Raw genomic sequence first — 14,121 nt, 5'->3', positions numbered from 1 at the left:
CCAAATAGAGTGAAATCAAAAGGGGCTAAATGTGAATTTCCAGCAGCTTAAAATTATTCGGGAATCAGCCCGTTGCAACTATAACCTGACCGAAGTGGCTAATACTTTATTTACCTCACAATCGGGTGTTAGCCGGCATATTCGCGAACTAGAAGAAGAATTGGGTATTGAGATCTTCGTTCGACGAGGAAAACGGTTGCTCGGGATGACTGAACCGGGCAAGGAGTTGCTGACAGTAGCCGAACGCATGCTGAATGATGCTAATCAAATCCGCCGTCTGGCTGATGTATTCAGCAATAATGATAGTGGACAGTTGCATATTGCTACCACACACACTCAAGCTCGCTACAGTTTGCCTCGGGTGATTAAAGAATTCCGCCTGTTATACCCGCAAGTTAAGTTAGTTATTAGCCAGGGGAACCCGCAAGAGATTGCAGCCATGCTGCATTCCGGTGAAGCGGATATTGGTATTGCTACTGAACTATTAATGAGTGACGAGTCTGTCGCCACGTTTCCTTATTATCGCTGGCACCACGCTATTGTCGTGCCGGATAATCACCCGCTAACACAAGACCCTAATATCACCCTTGAAACGCTGAGTACGTTGCCATTGATTACCTATCGTCAGGGGATTACTGGCCGCTCACGTTTGGACAATGCCTTCAAAAATGCTGGACTGACACCCGATATTGCACTCAGTGCACAAGATTCTGATGTAATTAAGACCTATGTTGAACTCGGCATGGGAGTCGGCATTCTGGCGGATATGTCCTACGAGGCACATCGTGATAAAGGGTTAGTACGACTAAATGCCGAACACTTGTTTGATGCTAATACTGTTTGGCTAGGGCTAAAACGAGGTCAGTTACAACGTAACTTCATTTGGTTCTTTATACAGCTCTGTAATCCAACACTTTCTTTGCATGATATTAAAGAGAAAGTGTTGGCAGAGGCAGCAGATGAGGTGGTGATTGATTACCAAATCTAGCCACGAAGCGGTAGAGATAGGCCATCTGGACAGAAAGCATCAGTCAAGAGAGTCATTATCTGGAGCAAATCGCACCTGAACTTCTGTTCCGCCACCGTCCCGTTGGCGGATGTTACAGTCACCATTCAGGCTATTTGCCCGATCCTGCATAATGATCAAACCGTAATGATTAGGCCGCTCGCTGGCCTGTCCAATCCCACAGCCGTTATCGCGGATGGACATGATGACATCACATTGCTCAACAGTAACCCTGACTGTGGCCATACTGGCGTGAGCATGCTTATAAATGTTGTTCAGTGCTTCACGGGCAATGTTAACCATATGAATGGCTTGATGGTCGGGGACACAGTCTGACGGCAAGTTAAACTCGAGGGTAATGGGTAAACTGGCTCGTTCGCTGAATTCATTTACCAAAGTCTGAAGTGCCGCTTGTAATGTTGCCTCATTTAGCTTCAGGCGGAAGGTCGTCAGTAATTCACGTAGCTGGCGGTAGGCGATGTTAAGTTCATCGCGCATTTGCTGTACTAAAAGTTTACTGGGTTCCGGCATGTCGGGCGCTTGCATCTGCAAACAACTGATTTGAATTTTGAGGCAGGAAAGCGACTGGGCGATGGAGTCATGCAGTTCCCGGGCAATGGCTGAACGCTCTTCCATCAATAATAATTGCTGCTGATGCCGGGCTTGGCTTTCCAGTGCCAATGTACTGCTCAGTTGTTCCACCAGCATATTGATCAGTTGCTGCTGATCTGAATTGAGTGATTTATCAGTGGGTAGTTTTGCCAGTAGCAACCCATATTGGCCAAGCTTATCACTCAGACTCCAACTCAAAGATTCCCGCAAAACAGCACTACTCACTCCGCCAGATGAGCTGCTAATAGTGAGTTGTGCTGGGCTGTTTTGGGGCGGCAGATATTCGCCATCGGCGTTATCAGCGAGATGATCGCGATAAAGATGATTTTCATATAAACAGATCTGCACATTTTCCAATGGTGTCAGTGTTTGTAGCTGCTCGATAATTGGAACTAAGCGCTCGCTTAATGGTTGGTGGGTATGTAATTGACGGCTACTATGATATAGAAAGGCTAATACTTGATTTTTTTGTTGTAAATCAGCGGTTTTTTGAGTAACTCGTTGCTCCAAGTCACTGTATATCAAAGAAAGTTCCTGCGACATTCGATTCAATGCGGTACCCAGCATTCCCATTTCATCTCGTTGATAAGACAGCGTATAGCGTTTGCTGAAATCACCGCGACCAATCGCATTCGCCATGGAGATTAATTGCAGCCATGGACGCAGTATGCGGCGGCGCAAATAATAGATAGTGGCCAATAGTAAACTCATTGTCAGAACAATGAACACCAGTTGAATCATGGTAACCAATAACAAGCGTTGTTCAGTTTTATGGTCAATGGCTAATACCAGAGCATCTAGCTGGTGGACAAAGTCTGCCACGTTGACGGCAACGTCATCGGGATGTTTAGCTTGTAGCAACTGTGGTTTTAGCGTGGTTTGCCAGTAACGCTCTATTTGTTGATATTGGCTGGTTAACCCTTCTCGCTGTAACGCATGTTGTAAGTCGCTACTGGTTTTATCCTGCTCGAGTGCAACCAGGTAGGGCAAATCACCATTATTTAACGGTACCATTGAAAGCAGCCGGTAGCTTTGCATGCGTAGCGAGCCTGCTTTGTTGATGGCATGCGCGTTACCCTGAATACTTTGCGCCATCCATGACGAGATAGTCATACCGGCAAGGCCCAGTAAACCCAGTAGCATCATCAGTAAAGCTATCTGATTAACCAAGGGGATGAGGTAACGTTTCATAACATAATATTCCTTTGACCAATAAACGTGGCAACCTTACCGTATGTTCATCGTGTCATGTAAGCGTTAATGGGACTTCATGCCGGCCGCAGTCATCATCATACGAAACAACATAGAAACTGCGAATAAAGTCAGTACGCTACCGCACCAAATAAGTAACATCCAGCCGATCTTCTTCCACCAAGGCGATTTTAGCTGTTCAGTTGGCTGAAGGGCTGTTTGTGATTTTATCGTTTTATTTTCAGACATATAAGTCTCATGCATACAAATTCTAATATTCACTATAAGAACATATCAGGGCCAGCGAACTAGCCCATGATTGTCATTATCCACTTGGTACTTAGTGGTAACCTTGATCGTGATGGATTTTCCCTCGGAATACGTAGTAGCTCCAGAAGGTGTAAACCAAAATAATAGGAATAATAAAGAGTGCGCCGACCAGCATAAAACCCAGACTTTGCGGCGGAGCTGCCGCTTGCCACAAAGTAATGGATGGCGGAATAAGATAAGGCCAAATGCTAATACCCAAACCGCTATAGCCAAGGAACACCAGTAATAACGTCAATAGGAAGGGGGCATAATGCCCACCCCGTTTAACTGAGCGCAGTAATACCCAACTAGCCAGGACTACCAATAATGGCACCGGTAAGAACAAAAAAAGATTGGGTAGCGTAAACCAGCGTGCCGCAATTTGTGGATGTGCAAGCGGTGTCCACAGGCTAATGATGGCAATAACGAGCAGCATTACACATGTCAGTGGTGTGGCTAGCTTATGCATGACCTGTTGCACATGTCCTTCGGTTTTCATAATGAGCCAGGTACAGCCGAGTAGTGCATAGGCTATAACCAGACCGAAGCCACAAAACAGAGCAAAAGGTGTCAACCAGTCAAATGGGCCGCCACTATAACTCCGCCCCGTTACCGGGAAGCCGTGAATAAAAGCACCGACCACTATGCCCTGAGTAAAGGTGGCAATCAATGACCCACCGATAAAGGCTTTATCCCAGATATGCTGTTTTTCAGCGCTGGCTTTAAAGCGAAATTCGAAGGCTACGCCACGGAAGATCAAACCCAATAACATTAGGGTAAGAGGAATTGCCAGTGCATCCAGAATAACTGCATATGCCAACGGGAAAGCACCTAATAAGGCCGCCCCTCCAAGAACCAGCCAGGTTTCGTTACCATCCCACACGGGGGCGACGCTGTTCATCATCAAGTCCCGATCACGGCTGTGTTTTACCAGTGGAAACAGGATCCCGATACCCAAATCAAAACCATCCATCACTACATACATCATGGTACTGAAAACGATAATGACAAACCAAATCAGTGGAAGATCGATACCCATAATTAGCTCCTGCTTTGGTGGTTGTCAGAACTAAATGACTCACTTACTGCCGACAGTGGCCGTGATGGCGTATTCGGCTGACCGGGTCCGCCGGGTTGTTGCTGGGTACCTTCATGCGCTTTTGGCCCTTTACGGATAAGCCGCATCATGTAAGCGTAACCAACCCCAAATACCGAACCATAAACCACAATAAAGACCAGCAGGCTGATACTCATATGCATTTCGCCATGAGATGAAACCGCATCACTGGTGCGTTGCAAACCATAGACTATCCACGGTTGGCGGCCGACTTCGGTGGTGAACCAACCGGCCAGAATAGCAATTAAACCCGACGGTCCCATCCACAGCACAAAATAGAGGAAAGGGCGCGATTGGTATAAGCTGCCACGCCAGCGTAGCCATAAACTCCAGATACCGGCCAAGATCATCAACATGCCTAATCCGACCATAATACGGAAGGACCAGAAGACAATGGTTGAGTTCGGACGATCTTCCACTGGGAAAGATTTCAATGCTGGGATCTGTTTTTCTAAGCTGTGAGTGAGGATCAAGCTGCCTAAATAAGGAATTTCCAGCGCAAAATGGGTTTTCTCCTGCTTCATGTCTGGCCAACCAAAAAGAATGAGTGGCGTGGGTTCTCCGGGCTTGTTTTCCCAGTGCCCTTCAATCGCCGCAATCTTAGCCGGTTGATATTCCAGTGTATTCAAGCCATGGGCATCGCCAATAACCGCCTGTAGTGGGGCAACGATCAACGCCATCCACATTGCCATTGACAGCATTTTCCGCATCGCGGGTGTATCCCGTTTACGCAGTAAATGCCAGGCGGCAGAGGCGCCGACAAAGAATGCCGATGCAAGGAAAGCAGCCGTGGACATATGCAGTAACCGATAGGGGAAGGATGGATTGAATATCACTTTCAACCAATCGACAGGCACCACTTGCCCATTAATAACTTCAAAGCCTTGGGGGGTTTGCATCCAGCTATTGGAGGCGAGTATCCAGAAGGTAGACATCAACGTGCCTAATGCCACCATGCAGGTTGCAAAGAAATGCAAACCCGGCCCAACGCGGTTCCAACCAAAAAGCATCACCCCAAGGAAACCGGCTTCAAGGAAGAACGCGGTCAGTACTTCATATGTCAGCAACGGGCCGGTGATACTGCCGGCAAATTCTGAAAAAAAGCTCCAGTTAGTGCCGAATTGATAGGCCATGACCAAACCAGATACCACACCCATACCAAAGTTAACGGCAAATATTTTTGACCAGAAATGATAGAGGTCGCGGTAATCTTCATTTTTGGTTTTTAACCATAAACCTTCTAACACCGCAAGAAAACTGGCCAACCCAATAGTGATGGCTGGAAAGATGATATGGAATGAGATGGTAAAAGCGAATTGGATTCTGGCCAACTCTAGAGCGGTTAAGCCAAACATAGTGACCTCGCTGCAAACATGGTGCTGCCTCATTAATCTATAAAATGAATCACGCCGGTATTAGTTATCCCGATAACAGGTAGTGACAACAGGCGATTATTTGGCGGAGTAAACTTGGCAGTTAGTTAACCATAAGTTAAAGTGGCTATAATAGTGACAATTAATTCAATCTTACCTATAACAGTTGGCTTATGACTCGATATGAACAGTTAGCTCAGCAAATCCGGGCACAAATACAATCCAAGGTCTGGCAGGCGGGTGACAAGCTGCCTTCGTTGCGGGAAAGTTGTAAACAATCAGGATTAAGTCTGATGACTGTAGTGCAGTCCTATCAGCTATTAGAAAGCCAAGGTTGGATCGTGGCCCGGCCGCAGTCGGGATATTATGTTGCTTCACGGCCGACACAATTACCCCAGCCACAGCGAGGGAAAAAACTGCATCTGGATGAACAGGTAGACATTAATGCCTTTATTTTTGATGTACTACAGGCAGGGAAAGACCCAGCAATAATGCCATTTGGCTCGGCATTTCCCGATCCGAGTTTATTGTTACAACCCCGATTATCACGGGCGCTGGCCAGCGTCGCACGTAAGATATCACCACAAAGCTCTGTGACTAACTTACCACCGGGTAACGAAAGTTTGCGGCGCAATATAGCTCAGCGTTATGCCGCCAGTGGAATGAATGTCTCCCCTGAAGAAATTGTTATCACTGCGGGTGCGATGGAATCTCTAAGTCTGAGCTTACAAGCGGTTACGCAGCCCGGAGATTGGGTAGTGATTGAGTCACCCGCATTTTATGGTGCATTACAGGCGATCGAGCGTTTGCGGCTAAAAGCGATTGCCATTACAACCCACCCACAACAGGGTATGGACCTCGATGCGCTCGAACAGGTGATCAACCAATACCCGATCAAAGCTTGTTGGCTGATGACACATTTTCAAAATCCATTGGGTTGCACGATGTCCTGGCCGCAGAAAGAACGGCTCGTAGCCCTGCTACAGCAGAATAATATCTCGTTGATTGAAGATGATGTTTATGGTGAGTTGTACTTTGGTGCGGAGCGGCCGTTGCCAGCCAAAGCACTCGATCAGCATCGGCAAATTCTGCATTGCTCATCGTTTTCTAAATGCCTGGCGCCGGGATTCCGTGTCGGTTGGGTCGCAGCAGGGGAACATGCGCAGCGAATTCAGCACTTACAACTGATGAGTACGGTTTCGGCCAGTGTGCCGACTCAGTTAGCGATTGCAGATTATCTCAGTCAGGGGGGATATGACATTCATCTGCGCCGCCTGCGCCGCTTAATGGAACAGCGGCTCAATACGCTGCATCAGGCGGTTATTGAGCATTTTCCTAAAAATGTCAAAATCAGCCATCCTGCGGGGGGATATTTCCTTTGGCTGGAGTTGGAACCGCCGTTTAATGCCAGTGAGTTATATCGGCGGGCGTTGGCGCAGGGGGTTAGCATCGCGCCGGGGAGAATGTTTACCACGGGCAGTCAGTTTGATCACTGTTTTCGCCTGAATGCTTCGTTTGCCTGGTCGGAACAGAGCGAACAAGCCATCCGCATACTGGCGCAACTGATTAATCAACTCACCAGCGTCATAGATAATAGCCGCTCGCGTCGATAACCATCTAATTTCCGCTATGAGTATATTTACCTGGCTCCAGAAAATGGAGCTATAACAGCATTATCTTCTGCCGCTATTTCTGCAATATCCCTCATTCCATTATGCATAAACGGAGTAAATCCTTTCGTATCACCGGCCTTGTCAGCAGGAGAAATGCACTTAATTGATGCATTCACTGCCCATTTATAGGGCGTTGGAAAGCTTAATTGTTATTTTTGTGTTGCTGTAATGTGATCTGACAGAGCAAAAATCAAAATTGATGTCAAATGCATATAATTTCTACTCAAACCCACGAAAATGGCTTTTCTCTTCGCTAAAGTTCAGTATGAATGCGAGTGTTTTGCATAACTATGCAATTTAAATTATTGTTTTAATGGAATTTGTACATTTTATTCACATTGTGACTGGTGTGGCATGAAAGCTGCTGTACACTTTATATCAGGTGAATATATTTCATTCTTTATTGTTAACAGAATAAGAGATTTTTGTTGGGGTATGGTGACCTCAAACGATGAGTCTCTCAACCCCATATTTACGCTGATCAAAGAGGCCACTATGGAACACCCAATCCCCGTTACCCGACAGTCTTTTGATGAATGGATCGTGCCAACCTATGCACCAGCAGATTTTATTATCGTGCGAGGGGAAGGCGCGACACTGTGGGATCAGCAGGGCAAATCTTATATCGATTTTGCTGGTGGTATCGCCGTAAATGCCTTGGGACATGGGCATCCGGCAGTAAAAGCAGCACTGATTGAGCAGGCAGAAAAAGTATGGCACTTGGGTAACGGCTATACCAATGAACCGGTACTGCGCCTGGCAAAACAATTGATTGATGCCACTTTCGCCGAGAAAGTTTTCTTTTGTAACTCTGGGGCTGAAGCCAATGAAGCGGCACTGAAACTGGCCCGTAAATATGCGTTGAATAATTTCGGTAATAAGCCAGGGCTTGCCGGCGAAAAGAACCAGATTGTGGCATTCAGGAATGCATTTCATGGCCGGACGCTGTTTACCGTTTCTGCGGGCGGGCAGCCGAAATATTCGCAAGACTTTGCTCCGCTACCGGGGGGGATCAGCCACGGTATTTTCAATGATATCGCCTCAGCGGAGGAACTGATTAATGACCGAACCTGTGCTGTCATTGTGGAACCGATTCAGGGGGAAGGTGGTGTGCTACCCGCTGATAGCGAGTTCTTACATGGCTTGCGAGCTTTGTGTGATCGTCATAACGCATTACTTATTTTTGATGAAGTACAAACCGGGGTTGGCCGTACCGGAGAACTTTATGCCTACATGCATTACGGTGTAACGCCTGATGTGCTGACCAGTGCCAAAGCACTTGGGGGCGGCTTCCCGATTGCGGCAATGTTAACGACGACCAAATATGCCAGCGCACTTAATGTCGGCAGTCATGGTACTACCTACGGCGGTAATCCACTGGCTTGTGCCGTGGCGGGTACTGTTTTGTCTCTTATCAACACACCAGAACTCCTCGCAGGCGTAAAAGAGAGGCATCAGTGGTTCTTGGCTGGATTGGCTGAAATAAACGCCCGCCACAAAGTCTTTTCTGAAATCCGTGGGCGCGGGTTGCTGATTGGCTGTGTGCTTCACAAGGATTATGACGAGAAGGCCAAAGAGATTGTTCAGGCTGCCGCACAGTACGGGCTTATTGCTTTGATTGCGGGTCCGAATGTGGTGCGTTTTGCTCCGTCCCTGATTATTTCTCAACAGGATATTAAAGAGGGCTTAGCCCGGCTTGCCATGGGTATTGAACAGGTTTGTCGACAGGTTAAGTCATAACATTGATGCAGTAAGCAAGGGACCTTGACTATGATGATAGTTCGCCCGGTAGAACGCCGTGATCTGGCCGATATCCTTGAATTGGCAGGTAAAACTGGCGTTGGCATGACTTCACTGCCACAAAATGAAGAACACCTCGCCGCTCGAATTGAGCGCGCGTTAAATACCTGGCAAGGTTCTTTGGCTGCGGGTGAACAGGGCTATCTGTTTGTTCTGGAAGACAGTGAGCGAGAAAAAGTGGTGGGCGTTAGTGCTATTGAGGTGGCTGTTGGTTTGCATGACCCTTGGTATAACTTCCGTGTCGGCACGTTGGTTCATGCATCCAAAACACTCAATGTGTACAAATCGGTACCGACCCTGTTTTTAAGCAATGATCACACTGGGTATAGCGAACTCTGTACCTTGTTTCTCGATCCTGAATACCGTAAAGATAAAAATGGCCCCTTCTTATCAAAAGTACGTTTTCTCTTCATTGCCGCATTCCGCCAGTATTTCTCCCGCAAAGTGATTGCGGAAATGCGTGGCTATACCGATGAACAGGGGCGTTCGCCATTTTGGGAAAATGTGGGGCGGCACTTCTTTGCCATTGAATTTGCTAAAGCTGATTATCTCAGTGGTACTGGGCAGAAAGCGTTTATTGCTGAATTAATGCCAAAACACCCGTTATATGTGGATTTTCTGGCAGAAGAGGCGCGGGCCGTCATCGGGCAGGTCCATCCACATACGGCTCCCGCACGTGCAGTGCTGGAAACCGAAGGCCTGCAATATCAGGGATATGTGGATATCTTTGATGGCGGTCCAACACTGGAGGCCAACACAGATGAAGTGCGGGCGGTGCGCGACAGCAGTAAGCGAATCGTGGTTATTGATGACATCGATATTGACCCGAGTGGCTCTGCCTATTTAGTGGCTAATGACAGCTATCAATATTTTCGCTCAATATTGATTACTACTCATCTTTCAGACGAGCTACTGCATTTAACGACTAAAAATGCGGCAGCGCTGGGTGTCGTAGCCGGTGATACGGTTCGGATAGTCAGCCTTTTTGCCCCGGAGATTAAAAAATGACTCACCCAGCACTGTTTATTCAAGGGGAATGGCGCACCGGTAACGGCGCGCATTTCGACAAACTTGACCCCATAGATAGGCAATTATTGTGGCAGGCGCGTGCCGCAGACAGCCATGATGTCGCAATGGCTTGTCGTGCGGCACGGCAGGCTTTCCCTGCTTGGGCGCGTACATCGCTGGAACAGCGGGTCGTGGTGATACAGCGTTTTGCTGCATTACTTGAGCAGTATAAACAGCAACTGGCCTGCACTATCAGTTTGGAAACCAGTAAGCCACTCTGGGAAACACTGACAGAGGTGCAAGCAATGATTGGCAAAGTGGCTATCTCGTTGCAAGCCTATCAAAGCCGAACCGGGAGTAGCCAAACACCGATGGCTGATGGTATGTCCGTGTTACGACACCGTCCCCATGGTGTATTAGCAGTATTTGGCCCTTACAACTTCCCAGGGCATCTCCCTAATGGGCATATCGTTCCTGCATTGCTGGCCGGTAACACGGTGGTATTTAAACCCAGTGAGCTAACACCAAAGACGGCAGAAGAAACCGTCAAATTGTGGCAGCAGGCAGGTATGCCTGACGGGGTATTAAACTTAGTACAAGGTGGGCGTGAAACAGGCGAAGCCCTTGCTGCGCAACATGATATTGATGGTTTGTTGTTTACCGGCAGCGCCCATACCGGTTATCACTTGCATCGCCAACTGGCCGGCCAACCGGAAAAAATCCTGGCACTGGAAATGGGTGGCAATAATGCATTGATTGTTGAGCAGATAGCAGACTGTGATGCGGCAGTAAATCTTGCTATTCAGTCGGCTTTTATCTCAGCCGGTCAACGCTGCACTTGTTCGCGCCGTCTACTGGTTAAATCTGGCGCTGAAGGCGATGCATTTTTACAGCGTTTTGTCGCTATTGCCAAAGCCCTGCGTATCGGGCGCTGGGATATGCAGCCAGCACCCTTTATGGGAGCGGTGATTTCATCACAAGCAGCAGAAAAAATGCTGGCAGCGCAACAACATTTGCTGGATTTAGGTGGCAAGCCATTATTAGCCATGACCCGCCCAGATAGCCAAAGTGCAGTGCTGACGCCGGGGATCATTGATATTACTGGTATCAATGTCCCTGACGAAGAGTATTTCGGCCCACTGGTCAGCGTTATTCGCTATGGCGATTTTACGCAAGCATTACACATTGCTAATCAAACCAGGTTCGGTTTGGCGATAGGTCTAGTTTCTGAGGACCGGCAACAATTTGAACAACTGTTATTGGAAGCCCGAGCCGGTATTGTTAACTGGAACAAACCGTTGACCGGCGCATCAAGTGCTGCACCCTTTGGCGGGGTTGGGGCATCAGGTAATCATCGACCAAGTGCCTTCTATGCTGCCGACTATTGTGCCTGGCCAATGGCATCACTCGAAAGCGAAAGTTTGACGCTACCAGCAACATTGTCACCGGGTATCTCTTTCGATTTGCCCGATAGCCATTGAGCCATGAATGGAGAATACGATGACAGGATATGAGGTTAATTTTGATGGATTGGTTGGGCTGACACATCACTATGCTGGATTGTCATTTGGTAATGAAGCCTCTACTGCGCATCAAAACAGTATTTCCAACCCTCGCCTGGCTGCGCGGCAGGGGTTGCTGAAAATGAAAGCATTAGCCGATTTAGGTTATAAACAAGGTATTTTGCCACCACAGGAGCGACCAGCCATAGGCGTTTTGCGTCAGTTGGGCTTTAGTGGTTCAGATGAACAAGTATTGAGTGAAGTGGCACGTAAATCTCCACGTCTATTATCTGCGGTAAGTTCCGCATCATCAATGTGGACGGCGAATTCGGCGACGGTCTCACCTTCTGCGGATAGCGCGGATGGGCGAGTGCATTTTACTGTGGCCAATTTAAATAACAAATTTCACCGTGCAATTGAGGCCGAAACCACGTCGGCTTTACTCAAAGGCGTTTTTAATAACCATCGTCACTTTGTTCATCACGATGCACTACCTGCTGTGGAATTGTTTGGTGATGAAGGTGCGGCTAATCATAATCGTCTGGGGGGAGAATATGGCTTGCCAGCGGTTCAGGTCTTTGTTTATGGCCGCAACGCACTGGAAAACGGAGTAAATCCTAGCCGATACCCTGCTCGCCAAACGCGAGAGGCCAGCGAAGCAGTGGCTCGACTGCATCAACTGGCACCAGACCGAACTGTTTTTGTGCAACAGAACCCCGCAGTGATCGACCAAGGGGTTTTTCACAATGATGTCATCGCTGTCAGCAATCAGAATGTGTTATTCCATCATCAGCATGCATTCATTCCTGGCATTCAAGCTATGGATGAGATTCGCCGTAAAATGGGTAGCATTGAACAACAGTTGATCAGTATAGAGGTCCCTGACGCGCAGGTGTCGGTTGCTGATGCAGTATCAAGCTATCTGTTTAACAGCCAGTTATTGAGTAAACCGGATGGTAAAATGTTGTTGGTTATTCCGCAGGAGGCACAAGAAAACCCGTTCGTGTGGCGATATCTGTCGGAATTAATCAATAGCGGTGGTCCGATTGACAGTGTCAAAGTATTCGATTTACGCGAGAGCATGCGTAATGGGGGGGGGCCTGCTTGCTTACGCTTGCGTGTTGGCTTGACCGATACAGAGTTACAAGCTGTTAATAGTCGAGTAATGATGACACCGGCGCTGTTTGTGACGCTGAATAATTGGGTCGACCAACATTATCGTGATCATTTGCAATTTAAAGACTTGGCTGATCCGCAGTTATTACAAGAAGGGCGGCAGGCATTGGATGAATTGACACGGATACTTAATATTGGCTCGGTATATCCGTTCCAGCAGAATTAGAAGGAACGATGATGCTAGATTTCCTGGCGATAACACTCTCGGGCCATCCGCCAGAACAGACCCGTGGCGCGACGCTGAGTATCGAGTGGCAATGGCTCGATGACGGGATACTGATGTTGACACCTTCTGGCAATTACACCCAGTCAGTGGTGTTATCTGCCGGTATCCACGGAAATGAAACGGCCCCGATTGAGATTTTGAATCAATTGGTGTCAGATTTGTTAGCAGGTGAATTAACGCTGGCCGTCCGTTTGTTAGTCATATTTGGCAATCCAGCGGCGATAAGCGCCGGCAAACGTTTCCTCTCAGCAGATATCAACCGTATGTTTGGCGGGCGGCACCGGCGTTATCCTTCCAGTAATGAAACCCGACGGGTTGAAATTATTGAGCAAGCTGTGTCGGCGTTTTTCCGAGCAGAGAGTCAACTGACGCGCCAGCATTACGATTTACACACGGCAATTCGTGAATCTCATCATACTCGATTTGGATTGTTGCCTTATCAAACAACACCCTATAGCGCAGTAATGCTACGGTGGTTACAAGATATTCAACTGGATGCATTAGTGATGCATACCTCGGCAGGGGGGACCTTTGCTCATTTTAGTAGTGAGCACTGCCAGGCCGCAAGTTGTACGCTTGAGTTGGGAAAAGCGCTACCATTTGGCGAAAATCAGTTGGCTGAATTTACGCATATAGTCGGGGGATTACGTTCATTAGTTAGTGGGGAACCATTGCCTGTACAACCCTCAGGAGGAATGGTGTTTTATCGCGTGGTGAAATCACTGCTAAAACAACATCCTGATTTTAAACTGTGGGTTGACAATGATACGGTTAATTTTACTCGTTTTAAGCAAGGTACACTGCTGGCGGAGCAATCCGGTGAGTATTACCGTGTTAAACATGAAGATGAGTGGATCTTGTTTCCAAACCCTCAGGTAGCCCTTGGATTACGTGCAGGGATTATGTTGGTACGAATGGATAAGAGTGAGATACCAACGGTATAAATAAGGCCGTGTTACCAATACTGCCATAGATAGTTACTTGAGGTAATATCACCACCAGAACTACAACTTAAGCCAAATTTTAAGTGGTATATTGTTTCTAACCTATAGGAAATGAGCTTTTAGCTATGGAAGTTCATTTTTTATGCATTAAATTAAAGTTTTTCTTATTGCGATTTTTATAAAA

11 protein-coding genes are annotated in these 14,121 nt (G+C 47.5%); 7 read left to right on the top strand and 4 right to left on the bottom strand.

What is annotated here, in order from left to right:
* The first annotated feature begins 31 nt into the window (after positions 1-31).
* Positions 32-988 carry an HTH-type transcriptional regulator Cbl gene (gene cbl, locus V1955_RS12255; protein WP_083159056.1) on the top strand — a complete coding sequence of 319 codons (957 nt, stop codon included), beginning with the start codon at positions 32-34 and terminating at the stop codon, positions 986-988.
* A gap of 39 nt (positions 989-1,027) precedes the next feature.
* Here cbl and narX read toward each other — a convergent pair whose 3' ends face one another.
* The 4 genes from narX to V1955_RS12235 form a co-directional block, all read right to left on the bottom strand.
* On the bottom strand, positions 1,028-2,809 hold the full coding sequence (gene narX / locus V1955_RS12250) for a nitrate/nitrite two-component system sensor histidine kinase NarX (protein WP_442820941.1): 1,782 nt from the start codon (positions 2,807-2,809) through the stop codon (positions 1,028-1,030).
* Positions 2,810-2,875: 66 nt separating this feature from the next.
* Complete coding sequence (locus tag V1955_RS12245; RefSeq protein WP_227746537.1) at positions 2,876-3,058, bottom strand: DUF2474 domain-containing protein; 183 nt, start codon at positions 3,056-3,058, stop codon at positions 2,876-2,878.
* 91 nt (positions 3,059-3,149) lie between these two features.
* The gene (cydB, locus tag V1955_RS12240; RefSeq protein WP_442820940.1) at positions 3,150-4,157 is read right to left on the bottom strand and encodes a cytochrome d ubiquinol oxidase subunit II; all 1,008 of its coding nucleotides are present in this window, start codon (positions 4,155-4,157) and stop codon (positions 3,150-3,152) included.
* A 2-nt stretch (positions 4,158-4,159) separates the two neighbouring features.
* Complete coding sequence (locus V1955_RS12235; RefSeq protein ID WP_083159052.1) at positions 4,160-5,590, bottom strand: cytochrome ubiquinol oxidase subunit I; 1,431 nt, start codon at positions 5,588-5,590, stop codon at positions 4,160-4,162.
* A 191-nt stretch (positions 5,591-5,781) separates the two neighbouring features.
* On the opposite strand from V1955_RS12235, the gene V1955_RS12230 reads away from it, so the two are divergent.
* The 6 genes from V1955_RS12230 (at position 5,782) to astE (ending at position 13,937) form a co-directional block, all read left to right on the top strand.
* Positions 5,782-7,221, top strand: a complete 1,440-nt coding sequence (locus V1955_RS12230; RefSeq protein WP_083159051.1) for an aminotransferase-like domain-containing protein — start codon at positions 5,782-5,784, stop codon at positions 7,219-7,221.
* 555 nt (positions 7,222-7,776) lie between these two features.
* Positions 7,777-9,021: an aspartate aminotransferase family protein gene (locus V1955_RS12225; protein WP_102970427.1), complete on the top strand. Its 1,245-nt coding sequence runs from the start codon at positions 7,777-7,779 to the stop codon at positions 9,019-9,021.
* 30 nt (positions 9,022-9,051) lie between these two features.
* Positions 9,052-10,089: an arginine N-succinyltransferase gene (astA, locus tag V1955_RS12220; RefSeq protein ID WP_442820939.1), complete on the top strand. Its 1,038-nt coding sequence runs from the start codon at positions 9,052-9,054 to the stop codon at positions 10,087-10,089.
* On the top strand, positions 10,086-11,570 hold the full coding sequence (astD, locus tag V1955_RS12215; RefSeq protein ID WP_372569107.1) for a succinylglutamate-semialdehyde dehydrogenase: 1,485 nt from the start codon (positions 10,086-10,088) through the stop codon (positions 11,568-11,570). The genes astA and astD overlap by 4 nt, the downstream gene beginning before the upstream one ends.
* A gap of 19 nt (positions 11,571-11,589) precedes the next feature.
* On the top strand, positions 11,590-12,933 hold the full coding sequence (gene astB, locus V1955_RS12210) for an N-succinylarginine dihydrolase (protein ID WP_442820938.1): 1,344 nt from the start codon (positions 11,590-11,592) through the stop codon (positions 12,931-12,933).
* An 11-nt stretch (positions 12,934-12,944) separates the two neighbouring features.
* Positions 12,945-13,937 (top strand): succinylglutamate desuccinylase, encoded by a 993-nt coding sequence (gene astE / locus V1955_RS12205; protein WP_442821440.1) that lies wholly within the window; start codon positions 12,945-12,947, stop codon positions 13,935-13,937.
* Positions 13,938-14,121 lie beyond the last annotated feature (184 nt).

The organism is Yersinia sp. 2545 StPb PI (genome assembly GCF_052217125.1).
GTDB classification, from domain to species: domain Bacteria; phylum Pseudomonadota; class Gammaproteobacteria; order Enterobacterales; family Enterobacteriaceae; genus Yersinia; species Yersinia enterocolitica_E.
This window is presented reverse-complemented; position numbering and strand designations above follow the sequence as displayed.